The sequence below is a fragment of the Pseudovibrio sp. Ad5 genome (assembly GCF_001623095.1).
Lineage (GTDB): Bacteria > Pseudomonadota > Alphaproteobacteria > Rhizobiales > Stappiaceae > Pseudovibrio.
This window is the reverse complement of sequence record NZ_LMCH01000005.1, coordinates 1-16,834: the sequence shown is the minus strand read 5'-3', so window position 1 is coordinate 16,834 and position 16,834 is coordinate 1. Positions and strand designations below refer to the sequence as shown.

Annotated in this window: 16 protein-coding genes; 10 read left to right on the top strand and 6 right to left on the bottom strand. The window is 50.4% G+C overall.

Features of this window, described 5'->3' with window-relative positions; translation table 11 throughout:
• The first annotated feature begins 75 nt into the window (after positions 1-75).
• Positions 76-1,989, top strand: coding sequence for a propionyl-CoA synthetase (locus PsAD5_RS02940; RefSeq protein WP_063291044.1), 1,914 nt, complete (start codon positions 76-78; stop codon positions 1,987-1,989).
• Between the two features lie 102 nt (positions 1,990-2,091).
• A complete protein-coding gene (locus tag PsAD5_RS02935; RefSeq protein ID WP_057462020.1) occupies positions 2,092-2,883 on the top strand; it encodes an SDR family NAD(P)-dependent oxidoreductase in 792 nt (263 codons plus the stop codon).
• A 99-nt stretch (positions 2,884-2,982) separates the two neighbouring features.
• Here PsAD5_RS02935 and PsAD5_RS02930 read toward each other — a convergent pair whose 3' ends face one another.
• Positions 2,983-4,785: an ABC transporter transmembrane domain-containing protein gene (locus tag PsAD5_RS02930; RefSeq protein WP_208988457.1), complete on the bottom strand. Its 1,803-nt coding sequence runs from the start codon at positions 4,783-4,785 to the stop codon at positions 2,983-2,985.
• A gap of 262 nt (positions 4,786-5,047) precedes the next feature.
• Between PsAD5_RS02930 and rpmE the strand changes: the two genes are divergently transcribed.
• Positions 5,048-5,272: a 50S ribosomal protein L31 gene (gene rpmE, locus PsAD5_RS02925; protein ID WP_008551475.1), complete on the top strand. Its 225-nt coding sequence runs from the start codon at positions 5,048-5,050 to the stop codon at positions 5,270-5,272.
• A gap of 116 nt (positions 5,273-5,388) precedes the next feature.
• Here the strand turns inward: rpmE and rcdA are convergent, their stop codons facing one another.
• Both rcdA and PsAD5_RS02915 read right to left on the bottom strand, forming a co-directional pair.
• Positions 5,389-5,913 carry a protease adaptor protein RcdA gene (gene rcdA, locus PsAD5_RS02920; RefSeq protein ID WP_057462019.1) on the bottom strand — a complete coding sequence of 175 codons (525 nt, stop codon included), beginning with the start codon at positions 5,911-5,913 and terminating at the stop codon, positions 5,389-5,391.
• A gap of 443 nt (positions 5,914-6,356) precedes the next feature.
• The gene (locus PsAD5_RS02915; RefSeq protein ID WP_063291043.1) at positions 6,357-6,551 is read right to left on the bottom strand and encodes a DUF1192 domain-containing protein; all 195 of its coding nucleotides are present in this window, start codon (positions 6,549-6,551) and stop codon (positions 6,357-6,359) included.
• Between the two features lie 163 nt (positions 6,552-6,714).
• Between PsAD5_RS02915 and PsAD5_RS02910 the strand changes: the two genes are divergently transcribed.
• The 3 genes from PsAD5_RS02910 to PsAD5_RS02900 all read left to right on the top strand — a co-directional run bounded on the left by PsAD5_RS02910 (position 6,715) and on the right by PsAD5_RS02900 (position 9,521).
• On the top strand, positions 6,715-7,746 hold the full coding sequence (locus tag PsAD5_RS02910) for an NAD(P)H-quinone oxidoreductase (protein ID WP_063291042.1): 1,032 nt from the start codon (positions 6,715-6,717) through the stop codon (positions 7,744-7,746).
• Between the two features lie 161 nt (positions 7,747-7,907).
• On the top strand, positions 7,908-8,627 hold the full coding sequence (locus tag PsAD5_RS02905) for a DUF1013 domain-containing protein (protein ID WP_057462016.1): 720 nt from the start codon (positions 7,908-7,910) through the stop codon (positions 8,625-8,627).
• A 354-nt stretch (positions 8,628-8,981) separates the two neighbouring features.
• Positions 8,982-9,521, top strand: coding sequence for a hypothetical protein (locus PsAD5_RS02900; RefSeq protein WP_063291041.1), 540 nt, complete (start codon positions 8,982-8,984; stop codon positions 9,519-9,521).
• Positions 9,522-9,963: 442 nt separating this feature from the next.
• Here PsAD5_RS02900 and PsAD5_RS02890 read toward each other — a convergent pair whose 3' ends face one another.
• Positions 9,964-10,866 carry a LysR family transcriptional regulator gene (locus PsAD5_RS02890; protein WP_063291040.1) on the bottom strand — a complete coding sequence of 301 codons (903 nt, stop codon included), beginning with the start codon at positions 10,864-10,866 and terminating at the stop codon, positions 9,964-9,966.
• Positions 10,867-10,963: 97 nt separating this feature from the next.
• On the opposite strand from PsAD5_RS02890, the gene PsAD5_RS02885 reads away from it, so the two are divergent.
• Positions 10,964-12,073, top strand: coding sequence for an NADH:flavin oxidoreductase (locus PsAD5_RS02885; RefSeq protein ID WP_063291039.1), 1,110 nt, complete (start codon positions 10,964-10,966; stop codon positions 12,071-12,073).
• Positions 12,074-12,427: 354 nt separating this feature from the next.
• Here the strand turns inward: PsAD5_RS02885 and PsAD5_RS02880 are convergent, their stop codons facing one another.
• Both PsAD5_RS02880 and PsAD5_RS02875 read right to left on the bottom strand, forming a co-directional pair.
• Complete coding sequence (locus PsAD5_RS02880) at positions 12,428-13,462, bottom strand: peptidoglycan -binding protein (RefSeq protein ID WP_057462011.1); 1,035 nt, start codon at positions 13,460-13,462, stop codon at positions 12,428-12,430.
• Between the two features lie 3 nt (positions 13,463-13,465).
• Positions 13,466-14,464 carry a hypothetical protein gene (locus tag PsAD5_RS02875; protein ID WP_057462010.1) on the bottom strand — a complete coding sequence of 333 codons (999 nt, stop codon included), beginning with the start codon at positions 14,462-14,464 and terminating at the stop codon, positions 13,466-13,468.
• 303 nt (positions 14,465-14,767) lie between these two features.
• On the opposite strand from PsAD5_RS02875, the gene PsAD5_RS02870 reads away from it, so the two are divergent.
• From PsAD5_RS02870 to PsAD5_RS02860, 3 genes are all read left to right on the top strand, one after another.
• Complete coding sequence (locus tag PsAD5_RS02870; RefSeq protein ID WP_063291038.1) at positions 14,768-15,547, top strand: hypothetical protein; 780 nt, start codon at positions 14,768-14,770, stop codon at positions 15,545-15,547.
• Positions 15,547-16,113 (top strand): hypothetical protein, encoded by a 567-nt coding sequence (locus PsAD5_RS02865; protein WP_063291037.1) that lies wholly within the window; start codon positions 15,547-15,549, stop codon positions 16,111-16,113. Before PsAD5_RS02870 ends, PsAD5_RS02865 begins: the two co-directional genes overlap by 1 nt.
• 272 nt (positions 16,114-16,385) lie before the next feature.
• The gene (locus tag PsAD5_RS02860) at positions 16,386-16,673 is read left to right on the top strand and encodes a GIY-YIG nuclease family protein (RefSeq protein WP_063291036.1); all 288 of its coding nucleotides are present in this window, start codon (positions 16,386-16,388) and stop codon (positions 16,671-16,673) included.
• The last annotated feature ends 161 nt before the right edge of the window (positions 16,674-16,834 follow it).

The window sequence follows — 16,834 nt, the reverse complement described above, 5'->3', positions numbered from 1 at the left end:
TAGGGCATTCAGGGCTCAGTCTTAGCCGAACCTGTGGACAGGTACTATGCAGGGGTGCATGGGAGGAGAGCAGCTATGACAAGCCGATACCACGACATCTACAATGGATGGAAAGAAAACAAAGAAGCCTTCTGGGATGAAGCTGCTAAGGGCATTGACTGGTTCTCGCCCTACACCAAGACATTCGATGCTTCGCAAGGCACATATGGACGATGGTTTGTCGGCGGTGAGTGCAACACCTGCTACAACTGTGTTGATCGCCACGTAGAGCATGGCCGTCCGGGACAGCCAGCGATCATTTACGACAGTGCTGTTACTGGTGAGAAGCGCACCTACACGTATCTTGATGTGCAAGAGCAAGTGGGAGCTATGGCAGCGCTGCTGCGTGAGAAGGGCGTTGGAAAAGGCTCTATGGTGCTGATCTATATGCCCATGATCCCTGAAGCGACGTTTGCAATGCTCGCCTGCGCACGGCTTGGTGCGATCCACTCTGTTGTATTTGGCGGTTTTGCGGCTCAAGAGCTTGCTGTTCGTATCGAGGATTGCAAACCTCAGGCTATCATCAGCGCGTCCTGTGGCATCGAGCCGGGGCGTGTGGTTGAGTATAAGCCGCTGCTGGACCGTGCCATTGAACTGTCCTCCCATAAACCTGATTTCTGTTTTGTTCAGCAACGCGAGCAAAAGGTTGCTGGCCTCATTGAAGGCCGTGACTTTGATCTGGGCGCGCTGATGGAAACTGCGGTGGCCGAGAAGATGACCACCGAATGTGTTCCTGTTGCTGCGACTGATCCACTTTACGTGCTCTACACTTCCGGTACGACCGGACAGCCGAAAGGCGTGGTGCGTGACAATGGCGGGCATATGGTTGCCCTCAAGTGGTCCATGGAAAACCTCTACGGTATTGATCCGGGCGAAGTGTTCTGGGCTGCGTCTGATGTGGGCTGGGTGGTTGGTCACTCTTACATCGTTTATGCACCGCTGCTTCATGGGGCCGCGACTATTCTTTATGAAGGTAAGCCGGTTGGAACACCGGATGCTGGTGCGTTCTGGCGGGTGATCTCAGAGCATTCCGTGGTTTCGCTGTTCACTGCGCCGACCGCTTTCCGGGCGATCAAGAAAGAAGATCCGGAAGGTAAAGAGCTGGCGAAGTACAGCATTGCTGGGCTGCGTTCGCTGTTCCTTGCAGGAGAGCGAGCTGATCCGGATACAATTTTATGGGCAGAAAACCTGCTCGGTGTACCTGTCATCGATCATTGGTGGCAGACAGAGACTGGCTGGTGCATCGCTGGTAATCCTCTTGGCCTTGGTAAGCTGCCTATCAAGCTGGGTAGTTCCACTGTCCCGATGCCGGGATATGATATGCGCGTGCTTGATGATGAAGGGAATGAGCTTGGAGCGGGTGAGCTGGGCAACATTGTTGTGAAGCTACCGATGCCACCGGGATCACTGCCAACGCTTTGGAATGCTGATGATCGGTTCAAGGAAGCGTATCTCACAGAGTTCCCCGGCTATTACAAGACGGCAGATGCCGGTCTTATGGATGATGACGGTTATCTCTTCATCATGGCTCGTACCGATGACATCATCAACGTGGCCGGGCACCGCTTGTCTACGGGTGGCATGGAGGAAGTTCTTTCTGAGCACCCGGATGTGGCTGAGTGTGCCGTGATTGGGATTGCCGACAATCTCAAGGGCCAGTTGCCATGTGGTTTTGTCGTTTTGAAGAGTGGCGTTGAAAAACAAACTGCTGTGATTGAGAAAGAGCTGGTTGCTTTGGTGCGTGAAAAGGTTGGTCCTGTTGCTGCCTTTAAGCTGGCGATTACCGTTGAGCGCCTTCCCAAAACGCGGTCTGGCAAGATCCTCCGAGCGACCATGCGGAAGATTGCAGATGGCGAAGAGTTCAAGATGCCAGCAACAATTGATGACCCTGCTATTCTCGAGGAAATTGCTGAAGCGATCTCTGTTCGTGGGGTGGCATCTGTTAGCTAAATTCAGAGGAACTAAGCAGTTTTACTGGAGAAGTGCATCGACATGTTTAGGCTTTGAGATTATGGTCGGCGAAATTTCGGCATTGCCAGAGGTATCTTCAAAGTGAAACTAGAGAAGAAAGTTGCGATTGTAACCGGTGGCGCTCAAGGCATCGGTTACGCTATTGCGCAGCGTTTTTTGCAAGATGGCGCCAAAGTCATGATCTCCGACTCCGATGAGCGGGCCGGTGAAGCGGCTCAGGAAGCTCTTTCCGAGTTTGGGCATGTGGCGTTCTGCCATTGCGACGTCAGCGTTCGCCTTGATGTGCGCAATATGGTTGCAAACACTCTGGATGAGTTTGGCGACATTGATGTGCTGGTTAATAACGCTGGCATTACAGCAGCTGGTGATTTTCTGCAGCTTTCTGAAGATGATTTTGACCGGGTTCTACGTGTCAACTTGAAGGGTGCATTCCTGTGCTCTCAAGCTGTTGCACGGCATATGGTTGAGAAAGTTGAAGAGGGCGGTTCTGCTGGCTCAATCATCAATATCAGCTCCGTAAACAGTGTTTTGGCGATCCCTGATCAGGTTCCTTACACGATCTCCAAAGGTGGTTTGAATCAGCTGACGCATGTTTCGGCTGTGGCGTTGGCAAAGCACGGCATTCGTGTCAACGGTATTGGGCCTGGTTCCATTGAGACACAGATGCTCAAGAGCGTTGTGCAGGATGCGAGCAAGATGGAAACGGTTCTTTCCCGGACGCCGCTTGGTCGTTTGGGACAACCTGCTGAAGTGGCCAGCATTGCTGCGTTCCTCGCTTCAGAAGATGCGAGTTATGTTTCCGGGCAGACCATTTTTGCTGATGGTGCGCGCATGCCGCTGAACTATACAGTGGATGTGAGTGAGCCTGAGTAAGCTTCGCAGATAGAATTGAAAAAGCCGCGCTTGGTGCAAGCGCGGCTTTTTTTATGAGTGTTTTGTCTGAAAGACAGATACGCTTTTCTGGAGTGCGCTCTAGCTTGCTTTTTCCTGAGAGTTGAGCGCTTCTGCTCCAATCTCAAACTGCATTCTGGCGAGTTTCGCATAAAGGCCGTTTTGAGCGACCAGTGTGTCGTGGGTGCCTTCTTCCACGATTTTTCCGCCGTCCATCACAACGATACGATCTGCTTTGAGGACCGTTGCCAGACGATGTGCGATAATCAGTGTGGTCCGGCCTTCCATAAGCTTATCGAGGGCTTTTTGGACAATGGTCTCGCTTTCGGCATCCAGTGCGCTGGTGGCTTCGTCCAGCAGCAAAACAGGGGCGTCTTTCAGAATGGCACGAGCGATCGCGATGCGCTGTCGTTGGCCTCCTGAGAGCGTTACCCCACGCTCGCCAATGAGTGTGTCATAGCCGTTTTTCATGTTGTTGATGAAGTCATCAGCCAATGCGAACTTTGCAGCTTCAACAATTTGCTCTCTGGACGCGACCTCTTTGCCAAATGCGATGTTTTCTGCGATTGAGCTGCCGAAAATAGCGGTGTCCTGAGGGACCAGAGCGATGTGCTCGCGTAAGTCTCGTGGATCAGCAGAGTTCAGCTCGATACCGTCGAGTGTGATTTTACCTGCAACCGGATCGTAATATCGCATCAAGAGCTGGAACAGCGTGGACTTGCCTGCGCCACTTGGGCCGACAATAGCAACTGTTTCGCCCTTCTTGACGGAGAGGTTCAAGCCTTCCAGAACGCCAGCTTCTTTTGCTGTCGGGTAATGGAAGTCGACATCATCAAACTCGAGCTCGCCAATGGCAGGAGAGGGGAGAGTGACTGGATTGGCTGGTGCATTGATTTCGGATGGAACATGCAGCAGTCCTGTGATGCGGTCTGCTGCGCCAGCGGCTTTTGCCAGTTCGCCCCATACCTGAGAGAGTTCGCTCATAGCCCCGGCAGCAATGATGGAATAGATGAGGAACTGTGTGAGCTGACCGCCACTCATACGGCCATCAATCACGTCCAGTGCGCCAACCCAGAGTACTGCCACAATGCTTGAGGCGATGATCAGGATGATTGTAGCGATCAGGAATGCGCGGGCGCGGGTGGCAATGAGAGCAACTTCATAGGTTGTCTCGATATCTCCTGCAAAGCGATCTGAAACGCTCTTTTCATTGGTGAAAGCCTGCAGCGTGCGAATGGAACCAAGTGCTTCTGTTGCATAAGCAATTGCGTTTGCCAGAGTGGATTGCGCATGGCTGGTTCTGTTGCGAACCGCACGGCCAAAGCCAAGCAGAGGCAAGACAATGAGTGGGATCGCAAGCAGCACAAACAAGGAGAGGCGCGGGCTGGTGATGACCATCAGGGTCGTCGAACCAGCGAACATCAGCAAGTGTCGAAGAGCAATAGATGCGCTGGCTCCGAATGCTGACTGAATGAGGGTTGTATCGGCTGTCAGGCGCGAAATGATCTCACCGGATTTTGTTTTGTCGTAGAATGAGGGGGATAAATAAGTGAGGTGACGGAACACGTCAGAGCGTAAGTCCGCTACGACTCGCTCACCAATCATCATGACCATGTAGTAACGAAGAGAGCTGGTGAGGGCGAGTAGCGCGATTACAAAAATAATGACAATGAAATAATCGTCAATCAAGTTGGGGTTGTCGCCGGTAAAACCGTAGTCAACCATGTAGCGGACGGCAATTGGCAGTACCAAAGTGAGGCCAGCTGCCGCCAGCAGAGCAAAGGTTGCCAGAACCAGACGGGCTTTGTGCCTTAAAAGATAAGGGAAAAGTGTTGCGAGTGGACGCAAGGTCTTTTCCCGATTGTTTGAGTCCCGCTGGCTCATGCCACCCCCGGATATCTGCGAAATCATTTAAGTTTATCGTATGATGCAGTAGATGTGTCCCGATAGTTTTAATTGCAAGCGCTTTCTCTGGTTTTCTGCGGGCTGTACCCTCTTGTTTCCTCGGTTTGGATGGGGTATAGACCCCTTCACAATTGTGCCGTGCTTGGAAAAGTGCGGCTTCTTTCTACCGATGCTTCAGGCCAGCCCTAAGCCCATCTTTTGATTGAGGCGGCTCAGCCGTTGCTGACAGGACAGTTTAGTCATGAAACAGGACATTCATCCAGATTACCACACCATCACTGTAAAACTCGTTGATGGTTCCGAATTCACCACCCGTTCTACTTACGGTAAAGAAGGTGACACCCTGCAGCTCGACATCGATCCGAGCTCCCACCCAGCATGGACTGGTGGTGACCGTCAGCTCATGGACCGTGGCGGTCGCGTGTCCCGCTTCACCAACAAGTTTGGTGGCTTCCTGGGCAAATAATTGCTCTGAAGTTTGCGAAATAAAAAACCCGAATCGTTTGCTTCGGGTTTTTTTGTGCGCGTTTGAGGAGTGCGCAGGGTTGCTAGCGGAGTTTGACGCTAGCGAAACTTATCAGGCTATTTAAACGCTGCTGTGATTTGAGAGAGCTGATCACCTACTGGATTGGAGGTGTTTGCCGCTTGCTCGCGCAGGAGCTCCTCCTTGAGCATGCTATCGACGTGCTTGATGCGTCTTTGCAGGTGGAATGAGGTCTCGATCAGGGTGCGAAGTGTTTCAGGCAGGTCTGGCCAGGCCGGGTTCTGCATTTCCTTGGTCGCATTATCGACGCGGATCTTGTTTTTCTCATTCTGAGCTTCTGCTTGTACAATCTCACCGTCATTGACTGCCCGTTGCAGCAGAAGCCAGGAGGCCATCTGCATGAGGCGTGTGGTGAGGCGCATGGACTCGGTTGCGTAAGCGAGAGACGCGGCGGAGCCAAGAGCTTTGCTCTGTTTCCTGCCCGGACCATCAAGATAGGATGCAGTGTCTTCAATAAGGCCCATCCCTTCGCGGAAAAGCTCCGTGAAGTTTTGGGAGGACATGAGCCGTTGAGCGAAGTTGAAGGTGTTCTCTGGCCCTGTTTCAGTTTTGAATTCACCCATCTTAAAAATCCCTTCAATAACTGCGTTAGGTTTCTCTCACTCGCGTCCTTTAAAATCCCAGTCTGAAACAATTACGGCTCGAAAATTGAAGTGAGCCTTTTGGAAAGAATAAAACTGTCTCGAAATGGAGCAAGAGATCTTACTTCAATCTGAGCGGAGCAAAGCCCGTGCCAACTCATGGTTGTGAATAGAGTGATTAAACCGGGACTGGGTGTTGCCTGAGCAGAAAAAAAGAGCCGCATCGGTGCGGCTCTGAGGTGTTTTAACAGGGAGGCGTCAAGCAGAGTGAATGTTCACTCTGGCTCCAGATCAACTGGAATAACTAAGTTCTAATTTAAAATGGTTAATGATAGGTAAACTATAAGTATCCAATTCATTTATTTGCAATTTGTAGCTTGCATTTATATGAATTTGAGTAAGTTTTTGTTTTAAACTTTGTTTGATTACTTAAAGAAGCTTTCGGCTGATGAGTTTGCGCTTGATTTTGTTTCGATCTCATTCTCAACGCGCACGATCTCTGCCTTAAGCTGCTCAAGACGCTCATTTAATTCGTGGATTGAAAGGTTCGTGAGGGGCTCTCCCACCATTACCCCGGAGGTTGCTGGGTGAGGTGTGTCATCATCATCGAATAAACCCATAGCGTTATGTACTCCTTGTGTTTGCCTTGGGGAATTCTCGATATCAAAAAAGCGAGAATTCACCTTTGGTGGGGTAGACGGGCACTTGTTGGCTACTATTCTTTACCTAATTGAGAAGGTGAGCAAGCAGCAGTTTCGCTATTTGCAAAAATCGAGGCAGCTTATGACAATAGATGATCGTTCAGCACAAATGAAAGCCGTTGTAATGAACGGTGTCGGGGGTTCGGAAGTCCTTGAAATTGCAGAGGTTGAAGTCCCTAGACCTGGTGTCGGTGAGGTGCTGATCAAGGTTCATGCGGCGGGGGTAAATCGTCCGGATGTCATTCAGCGGACGGGAGCATATCCGCCACCTCCCGGGGCTTCTCCTTTGCTGGGATTGGAAGTTTCTGGTGAAATTGTGGAGTTGGGAGAAGGTGTTGCTTCTCACAGCTTAGGGGAGCGGGTTTGTGCGCTGACGCCGGGTGGTGGGTATGCGCAGTATTGTGTTGCACCTGCTGCGCATGTTCTGCATGTGCCTGCGGGGATATCTATGGAGGAAGCTGCCGGCATTCCGGAGACTTTCTTTACGGTGTGGTCCAATGTGTTTGACCGTTTGGGGCTTCAGTCTGGTGAGAAGTTCCTTGTTCATGGCGGGTCTTCCGGGATCGGGACAACAGCCATTCAATTGGCAAAGGCCTTCGGCGCTGAGGTGTTTACAACGGTTGGGTCTGATGAAAAAGCTCAGGCGGTTCGCGAGCTTGGGGCGGACTATGTGATCAATTACCGGACGACCGATTTTGTGAAAGAGATTGGTAACATCACATCTAAGCAGGGGGTTGAAGTGATCCTTGATATGGTTGGCGGTGATTACGTTGAGAAGAACTGGATTGTTGCAGCAGTTGACGGGCGCATCTGCCAGATTGCGACGCTTCATGGGCCTTCGGAAAATGTCAACTTTAGCCGATTAATGATGAAGCGGCTGACGCACACCGGTTCAACACTGCGGCCACGGACCAACGCGTATAAAGGTCAGATCGCTGAGGCTCTTCGTGAGAAGGTCTGGCCATTGCTGGAAACCAGCCGGGTCAAGGTGGTTTTGGATAAGGTCTTTGATATCAGCGATGTAAAGGCCGCCCATGACAGGATGGAAGGTTCCGGCCATATCGGAAAGATCATCCTCAAGGTTGGCCAGGGAAAGTGCATAGGCCGGTTTTGAATTCTCACAGGTTTCCTAAAGATGGTGGAGGCCCGTGTTGATCTGGTTTGCTTTTGGGAAAATGTGAGCGTATAATGCGCTCAAGTTTCCCAAAAACTCTTATGGAATTCGGCTTCGCCACCTTTGATTAGGCTGTGGAGCACTCAGGAGGGATTTATACAATGTCCAACGCGCCGCTTATGCCAAAGGCAACAGCCGTATGGTTGGTAGATAACACCGCTCTTGGCTTTGATCAGATTGCTGCGTTTTGTAAGCTGCATCCGCTTGAAGTGAAGGCGATCGCTGATGGTGAAGCTGCTCAGGGCATCAAGGGTATGGACCCTGTTCTGGCAGGCCAGCTGACCCGTGACGAAATTGAAAAAGCGTCGAACGATCCGCGCTACCGTATGCAGATTTTCGAGTCCAAAGTGCGTGTTCCAGAGAACAAGCGCAAGGGTCCTCGTTACACCCCTGTTTCTCGTCGTCAGGATCGTCCGAACGCAATTTTGTGGCTTGTACGCTACCATCCTGAGCTGCTTGATGCTCAGATCATGCGTCTTGTTGGCACAACCAAGCCGACGATTGAAGCAATTCGTACGAGAACGCATTGGAACTCTGCGCATCTTGATCCGATGGATCCGGTCACTCTGGGTTTGAGTTCTCAGATTGAGCTGGACATCGAAGTTGAGAAAGCTGCGAAGAACGCTCCGAAACCGATTGAAGGTGAAGAGCCGCAATCCCTTCTGCCTGTTGATGAAACAACAAGCGAAGAAGCAATGGCTGCTGCGTTTGCGACACCTGCGCCGAAGACCCGTGAAGTTGAAGAAGCCGTGGATGCAGATGCTGTGTTCGCGAACTTCAAATCTACCGGTGACAGTGATGAGGACGAAGACGAGCGCTAAGAGCGTCTTTAGCGCGAATTCTTATCATTTGATTGGACTCAATCAAATGGAACGCGCTTGGAAGGGGCATAACTCTAAAAGAGCTTGCCCTGCCTTTGTTGGATAACATGAAAAGCCGCTGCCTGCTGGGAGCGGCTTTTTTCGTGTTTGCGCTACTATGTGAAACTTTGCGTTATTTTGCGTTTTTTACGTTCTGGCCGCGTTGCTATGTTGATTGCGCTATACAGGTCGGAATGGCGTACATTCGTTGGCTGAACGCTGGCCTCCTCCATCAGGGAAGTTACTCCCCTTGTTGAGGTTTGAGGCTATGATGTAGCATCACTTCATTTCCTGATTGTTTGGATAGTTGCTCTTATGCGTAGATTGCTTGGTGCTGTATTTGCATTACTTGTTGCAAGTGGTGTTTCGTTTGCTTCTGGCCTGAAGGACGAGAACCTTCTGGTGGGGATGCCTGAGGGCTACAAGGTTGCCTTTTCACAAAACAAGAATGGTCTGCTGGTTTCCGAGATGATCCCTCGCGGACAATCTCTGAAGAACTGGAAGGATATGGTGACCGTTCAGATTCATTTTTCCCGGCGAGTACCAATGAAGGTACTGGAGAAGCAATATACGCAGGTGAAGAGTCCTATCTGCAAGCAGCAAGATGGGCGCCTCGTGAGAAGGGGGCGTGAGAATGGCTACGAGTTTGGCCTCTTTCTTACCAGCTGCACCACCACACCAGCTTCCAAAAGTGAGACAGTGCTGACCAAGGTTATTGTGGGTAATGACAGTACCTACTTCACCATCAAGTCCTGGCGCTCAAACGTGGGAGAGGCAGATATTGCGAAGTGGTCGGCTTATCTGTCCCGTGTGAAGGTGTGTGATAGCCGGATTGAGGGCAGGAAGTGTCCGTGAGTGGGGTGACGTGGGCTTTGAGTATCAATTAAGCGGAGGCTGACATGAAAGTATCTTTTGTGAAAGTCTGATCGTAAGAAATCAGCGGGCTTTTGAGATCTTCAGTTTTTCTTGCTTCGCTCTATTCTTGGTGGATTCTTCAGAACGCGTGAGAGCTTTGGCTATGGCCTTTAAACTCATCCCCTTTGTCGCCAGCAAATGCAGCTTCCGAATTTCCTCAGGGGTCCACGCTTGGCGGTGGCGTTCAAAACGATCTGCCATTGATTTAGTCTACCTTATCATTGTGTTGAAGCTAACATAAAGCATTGTCGTGCTTATGGTGCTAGTACAAAAACGATCAATGAGTGTGTGACGTCAGTACTTAAGGGATAAATAAGTCAATTTGACCTGAGAGTGTTGTAGGTGAGGCAGCCATTCCATCACAACTGCTGCGCTACACCCATTATGTTTTGTCTTTGCAAGCTTGGGCAAAAAAGCGCCATGCAATTTGAACACGCTTGGGAAGATGTTTTCTGGGCGCGCGCAATAAGAACAATTTAAAGGGGTCAGCATCTTCTATTTGGTCTAAATGGATCAGCTGACCAGTTCTTAGTTCACTTTCTACAATCACTTTAGGCAGAAAAGCGATACCCGCGCCGCTGATCGCTGCTCGTTTTAAAACAAAACTATTATTGGCACGCAGCACGACGTTTGGCGCAATCCAATCCTGCCCCTCGCGACAGCGCAAAAACCACTCAGAAGAACTCTGAGGGCTATCGAACACAAGAGCTTTATGGCCTTTCACGTCATGGCTTGTTTCAATTTTGGGAGTACGGGAGAGGTAGTCTTTTGAGGCGCAAAGTACTCGTGGCACGAACGAAACTTGCTGTGTAACAGCTGTACTGTCTTCAAGGGCTCTGGAGACCCTAAAAATGATATCAACATCCTCATTCAAGACATCAGAAAAGCTATCAGATACAACTATGTCCAGTTTTATGCTCGGATATTTCATCTGAAACTCAGAAATGTGCTCAGCTATAACATCTTGAGCAATTATTGAGGGCACATTGAGCCGTACAACGCCCGTGATGGCCTTCGAGTCTGCACAAAGCTTGTCCTTCAACCATGTCAGCTCATCAGCAACAATACTTGCGGTTCGGTAGCATTCCTGCCCGGCGTCTGTAAGACGCAAAGCACGGGTTGATCGGATCAATAAGCTAGCGCCTAAAACAGCCTCTAACCGGGTAACCTGCTTGGCAACCCAGGCAGGTGAGATATTGAGAATGCGTCCGGCAGCTGAAAAGCTTCCAGAGTCAACAACAACCCGAAAAATACCGAGTAGATCTGATAGGTTCTCGCTTGTCATTATATAACGAATTGGAAAAGGTGATTAGTCATTGCATCCAATTAACATACTAGCAGGAAGAGGTATACCCGATTGACTACCAGCAAACGGAGATACCATGACCTACTCTCAGTTATTCGAAAGCGCAAAACTTGGGAAGCTAGAGCTACGCAACCGAACTCTTGTCGCTCCAATGACGCGCGTCAGTGCAAGTGCTTCAGGCTGCGTTGGCCCTCTTATGCAGCCGTATTATGAGAGATTTGGCAAGGGCGGCTTTGGAGCAATCATTACCGAGGGTGTCTACACTGACCAACACTTTAGTCAGGGATACGAGTTCCAGCCGGGGATCACTGATAAAACGCAAGCTGCAAGTTGGGCTGAGTTAATCAAAGGCGTGAAGGCAACAGGCGCAAAAATAATTATGCAATTAATGCATGCTGGTGCCCTGTCTCAATTTAATCGCTTCTCTAATGAGACACGTGGCCCTTCCCCCGTACAGCCTAAAGGTCATCAAATGGAGTTCTATCGGGGGTCTGGTATGTATCCTACCCCTTCCGAAATGACGGTTTCTGAGATTAAGACTGCAATTTGCGGTTTTGCAGACTCGGCTAAACGTGCTCAGGAAGCTGGTGCAGATGGGGTCGAGATTCACAGTGCCAACGGCTATCTTTTGGATCAGTTCCTAACCGATTACGCAAACCAGCGTGGTGACCAATACGGCCAAGGCATATTTGAACGCGCACGACTGACATGCGAGGTTCTAGAAGCTGTTCGTGATGCTGTCGGGGGCGACTTTACGGTTGGCGTACGTCTATCACAGAGCAAGGTCAACGACTTCGAGCACAAATGGGCAGGACAAGAAGACGACGCAAAGGTTATCTTCGAGGCGGTTGAAGCGAGTGGTGCTGATTACGTGCACACTACAGAATTTTCTGCTCAGGCCTCGGCATTTCAACATGGAGCGTCTTTAGCTGCACATGCAAAAAATCTTACCGCTTTACCTGTCATAGCGAATGGCGGCCTGGGTGATCCTGCAATCGCACAAAAAATGATCCTGCAAGATGAGTGTGATTTTGTGGCGATTGGTAAAGACGCGCTTGTTACGCAGAATTGGCCTGTGAAAGTGCAAAAGAACGAAGCGCGGCGTCCGTTTGATTTTGAAATGTTCACGCCTCTGGCTGATCTAGAGACAGCGAATGCTTACTTTTCTGCCTGTGCCGAAATCTAGTTTAGAACATTCTCTTTACGGCATCTCTCCACAAGAGGGGTGCCGTCAGTTCCTTCTGGTCAGTTGGGTAATTCCAGATCTCTCATAAGGGTGACTGTAGAAGCCTTGGGGTGTGCCTGTTTCAACCTCAGTGAGAAGTACTTGGATGGCCGCTTAGGCCTTCTACGTTACAGTTTCATCTTGCGTAGCAGAACTATTAGGATGCAGCGAATGTCGGCGTTATTCGCACATCAGTTGTTCAGTGGCCCTGAGGGGCAGCAGTTTTGCTCAATATAACCTATTTCCACGAGCACAAAAAAACAGGCGCTTGAGGGATGCTCAAACGCCTGCTTCATTATCAAGTTTTATCAGTCTCTACCGCTGTGTGAGTTTTAGCTCGATGCGGCGGTTTTTGGCGTTGGCCTCATTGGTGGTGCCTTCTTCGAGGGGTTGGAACTCGCCGAAGCCGGCGGCGACCAGGCGGTCTGGTTCCACGCCTCTGGCAATGAGGTATTTGACCACCGAGATAGCCCGAGCGGCTGAGAGTTCCCAGTTGTCGCGCAGGCGACCGGTGCCGGAGAGTGGGCGGGCATCTGTGTGGCCGTCCACGCGCAGGACCCAGTTGATCTCTGATGGGATTTGTCCCTCAAGTTCCAAAATGGCGCTTGCGAGGATATCCAGCTGGTTTTTGCCTTGCGGGTTGACCTCGTCATCACCGGAGGAGAACAGCACCTCGGACTGGAACACAAAACGGTCGCCGACAACTTCAATATCAGAGCGCTGGGCGAGGATTTCGCGCAGGCGGCCAAAGAAGTCTGAACGGTAGCGTGACAGCTCCTGCACCCGCTGGGCGAGGGCGACGTTGAGCCGTTTGCCAAGGTCCGCAATGCGGGTCTGGCTTTCTCGGTCGCGTGTTTCTGAGGCGTCCAGTGCGTCTTCCAACACGGCGATCTGGCGGCGCAGGGCGCTGATCTGCTGGTTGAGCAGTTCTACCTGTGCCAGAGCCTTATCGCTGATCTGCTGTTCGCCTTCCAGCTTTGCGCGCAGGGATGCCAGTGCGCCACCTGCCTCGTCAATCTGGCCGGAGCGCTCGTTGAGCAGGCCCTGAAGACGATCCCGTTCTTCAGCGGTCTGGTCCAGACCCAGTTGCAGGGAGGAGATGGTGGATTCCAGATCTCCAACACTCGCCTTTTCCAGCGCCAGCAGCTCTGTGAGCTCTGCGATTTGCTGGTTGAGGCGGTTGAGCACCTTATCCCGGCCAGACAGCTGCTGGCTGAGGAAGAACTGCGCAATCATGAAGATGGAGAGCAGGAAGATGAACACCAGCAGGAGCGCGGACATGGCGTCCACGAAACCCGGCCAGTAATCCTCTGAGTTGTTTTGAGACCTGCGTGTGCGTACACCAGCCATGCTTTATTCCTTCTCCCGCTCTACCTCTGCGGTGAGCGTTTTCAGGAAGCGTTCAATCCGGCGCTGTTGCATGGACTGGGCCTCGGCCCATTCGCGCATCATCTTCTGCTCGGAGCGCACATGCTGGACGAGGCCCTGAATGCCTTCTGCCAGTTTGCTCATGGCGGCGTTGGAATTTTCATCCGGCTCAGCGCCTTTTGTTTCCATGGATTTGCGCAGCTTGTCGAGCGTGATGCGCAGGTCCGCAGCCATATCGGCAGATGTGCCGTTGCCCAGTTCGTCCGGATCGATATCCGTCAGGGTGGAGAGCCAGTCTTCCAGCTCCTGATAGAAGCGGTTTTGGGCCTGTCCTGCCTGCAGGTCGAGGAAGCCCAGAACGAGGGAACCGGTCAGACCAAGCAAGGAGGAGGAGAACGCGATGCCGAGGCCGGTCATCTGTGCGGTGATGCCGGAGACCAGATCTTCAAACAGCACGTTTGCGTCGCCGCCCGCCGCGTTCAGCGTGCTGACGGTGGTTGCCACAGCGCTTACGGTTTGCATCAGACCCCAGAAGGTACCGACCAGACCGAGGAAGATGAGCAGGCGGGTGAGGTAGCGTGAAATCTCGCGGGATTCATCCAGGCGCATGCCGATGGAATCGAGCATGGAGCGCATGGTGGTTGGCGAGATGGTCATGTCGCCTGCTTTGTTGCCAAGCAGGGTTGCCATTGGCGCCAGAAGGATCGGCGGGCGGCGCACCTCTAGGCGTGGATCGCCGAGGCGGAAGCCGTTAACCCATGATACTTCCGGGAAAATTCGCAGGACCTGCCTGAAAGACAGAAGTATACCCAGTGCTGCGACGCCTACGATCAGGCCGTTCAATGCGGGGTTTGCCATGAAGGCTGCGGTGATTTGCCCGATCAGGACAAAGGCGATGAAGCCTGCCAGAACCAGAAAAATAATCATGCGCCACAGATAAACCTGTGGGCTCGACAGACTGTAGGGATCGTAGTCGCGTGCCATTATCCTGCGTACATCTAAAGCAAAGCGGCTTCTCTTTGTCTGGTCAGACCAATCAAGCAGAACCCGCTTTAAAGTTAATGATGTCTTTAGATAACGCGATTTCCGGTTAATAGGAAACCGCAAATCGCTGCGATTGGGCAAGAAAAGCGTAAGTTTTTAAATAAGTCGCATTTTTGCGCGCGTGCTGCCGTGTTTTGGGCGGGATGTGGTCATGGTGGGGGAGTCGTATTGGTCGTGCACTCTCCCATAAGTTGCTGTAGGGATGTTCTGTATATTGCTTTTTTTTGGAAATTGGGGCGGCGTATGATATTTCTTTTTTTTGTAATTTGCTGGAGCTTAGCTGCAATCTTGGGGGCGTCTGTTTTTTTAGCTGGCGGCTTCCCTTTAAGCTCTGATACTCACGTATTTTTCCAAGCCTTGCTTTCTATTTTCCTCTTCTTGCTACCTTTTTCTAAGTCATTATCGTTAGGTGGACTCTTTAAGTTTGAGACTAATCTAGCGGAAGTGAAGAAAGAGATCGATACTTTTAAAGAAGAGACTAGAAGTAATTTTAGTCTTCAATCTTCTAATTTGCTGGCCTTAACAAGCCAAATATCACAACATACAACAATCAATTTACCGCCGTTGTCTGTTGGACAGCAAGCTTATGAGAAAATATCTGAACACTCTGCGGAAATGGACAAAAATGCAGATAGTTTGTTCGGAGAATTTCTATCTGAGAGCGAAAATGATCGCCACCTTGCTCTGGCTAAACTCAGGATGAATTTGGAAAGTGAGTTGCGTGAACTCTTAGGAGCTCGCACGTCGATCAATCGTAAGACTAGCATTAAATTCAGATCACTGCGCAACCTATGGGCAGAGTACCTAAAGAGGTACCCTGAAAAGGAATACCTTTCTGATGGATTTCGTTTTGCAAATGATGTTGCTAACTCAGCAATTCATGCACAGCAGGTGCCAGGGGGATATGCAGAAGAAGCTCTACAGATTGGCTTGAGGATACTCAATGATATTCGGGAAGTTAAGGCAGGTCTTAATCCTAGCAATAGCTCGATAGTATCCGGTAGTGAGAGTATTGGAGGGTGATGAAAACTTATGTCTCGGAATTTTTTAATCTTGTAAAAAATGCTGAAGTTGAAATCTACAATGAGTTTAGCCTTCAGCATGAGTTGGGCATCTTCTTAAGGCAACAACTTCCCGACAGTGTGGTACAGTTTGAGCGAAATATTAGTTATTTTGGTTTTGATAAAAGTGCCTTCTTTAAAAAAGAGCTAGATATCTGCGTACTAAGTGAAACGCGTGAGTTGCTGGTTGCAATTGAGCTCAAGTTTCCACGTAATGGTCAGTACCCTGAACAGATGTTTAGTTTTTGCAAGGACTTAGTTTTCCTTGAACAGCTTAAGAAAGCTGGGGTTCAGAGTGCATATTTAGTCATTGTTGTTGATGATCCGTTGTTCTACAGCGGTTTGAGCAATGGTATCTATAGCTTTTTTCGGTCTGACCGATGTTTGACTGGAACAGTTTGCAAACCAACTGGCAGCAAAGATGTCTTGTTAAACATTGAAGGCGAGTATCAGGTAAAATGGCAACCCATAGCAAAGAATATAGCTTTTGCCATTATTGAAGCTGACATAGTTGATATTGCGAAATGAGTGAGACGGATATGAGACTTACTCCCTGCAATCTTTAGGTTATTACCTATGTTACATGGGATTCCGGAGTTTTGCTTCGCCGAGGTGGCAGCAATTGAATGGGACTGTTGATGGACACCACGTAAAAGTGTCTCGGTTGGTTGGTCACTGGCCGCCGCCGCAACACCGTTATCTTCCCTGCCATTGAGCCGGGATCTATGGGGTGGTCCCTCAAATGATGATGGTGTGTTTGGGTGATTGTGGGGGCGTGTTGTGATGGTCAAACTGCTTCCATGTCTTACTTCATGTACATATTGGCGAGTAAGCCGCGTGGAGTGCTTTATACTGGTGTGACGAATGACCTTGCGCGTCGGGTTTATGAGCATAAGAGCAAGGTTAGGTGTCGCTTTACCGCGAAATTTGATGTTTCGAAGCTGGTTTATTCTGAGCAGTTCAGGGATGTGAGTGACGCGATCCGCCGGGAGAAGCAAGTGAAGCGGTGGCGCCGGGTTTGGAAGATTGATGCGATTGAAGGTCTGAACCCGAAGTGGGATGATTTGTACTTGCGGTTCAATCATTAGACGGCAGGTTTGTGGGTATGGATCCCGGGTCTACGTGTACATACCGGAGACATAGGTGACAGGTGTTCGGAGAGATGGTTGACACATTAACATGGCATTCAGGGAGGGACCGGGATGCCTTGGAAAGAGTGTTCAACAATGAAACTTCGAGAAGAGTTTGT

Bases quoted from the DNA above. Each gene is read 5' to 3' on its own strand.
- rcdA (WP_057462019.1), bottom strand. From the start codon at position 5,913: ATGGGTGAATTCAAAACTGAAACAGGGCCAGAGAACACCTTCAACTTC.
- PsAD5_RS02875 (WP_057462010.1), bottom strand. From the start codon at position 14,464: ATGGCACGCGACTACGATCCCTACAGTCTGTCGAGCCCACAGGTTTAT.
- PsAD5_RS02865 (WP_063291037.1), top strand. From the start codon at position 15,547: ATGAAAACTTATGTCTCGGAATTTTTTAATCTTGTAAAAAATGCTGAA.
- PsAD5_RS02930 (WP_208988457.1), bottom strand. From the start codon at position 4,785: ATGAGCCAGCGGGACTCAAACAATCGGGAAAAGACCTTGCGTCCACTC.
- PsAD5_RS02900 (WP_063291041.1), top strand. From the start codon at position 8,982: ATGCGTAGATTGCTTGGTGCTGTATTTGCATTACTTGTTGCAAGTGGT.
- PsAD5_RS02860 (WP_063291036.1), top strand. From the start codon at position 16,386: ATGTCTTACTTCATGTACATATTGGCGAGTAAGCCGCGTGGAGTGCTT.
- PsAD5_RS02880 (WP_057462011.1), bottom strand. From the start codon at position 13,462: ATGGCTGGTGTACGCACACGCAGGTCTCAAAACAACTCAGAGGATTAC.
- rpmE (WP_008551475.1), top strand. From the start codon at position 5,048: ATGAAACAGGACATTCATCCAGATTACCACACCATCACTGTAAAACTC.
- PsAD5_RS02905 (WP_057462016.1), top strand. From the start codon at position 7,908: ATGTCCAACGCGCCGCTTATGCCAAAGGCAACAGCCGTATGGTTGGTA.
- PsAD5_RS02940 (WP_063291044.1), top strand. From the start codon at position 76: ATGACAAGCCGATACCACGACATCTACAATGGATGGAAAGAAAACAAA.
- PsAD5_RS02870 (WP_063291038.1), top strand. From the start codon at position 14,768: ATGATATTTCTTTTTTTTGTAATTTGCTGGAGCTTAGCTGCAATCTTG.
- PsAD5_RS02910 (WP_063291042.1), top strand. From the start codon at position 6,715: ATGACAATAGATGATCGTTCAGCACAAATGAAAGCCGTTGTAATGAAC.
- PsAD5_RS02885 (WP_063291039.1), top strand. From the start codon at position 10,964: ATGACCTACTCTCAGTTATTCGAAAGCGCAAAACTTGGGAAGCTAGAG.
- PsAD5_RS02915 (WP_063291043.1), bottom strand. From the start codon at position 6,551: ATGGGTTTATTCGATGATGATGACACACCTCACCCAGCAACCTCCGGG.
- PsAD5_RS02890 (WP_063291040.1), bottom strand. From the start codon at position 10,866: ATGACAAGCGAGAACCTATCAGATCTACTCGGTATTTTTCGGGTTGTT.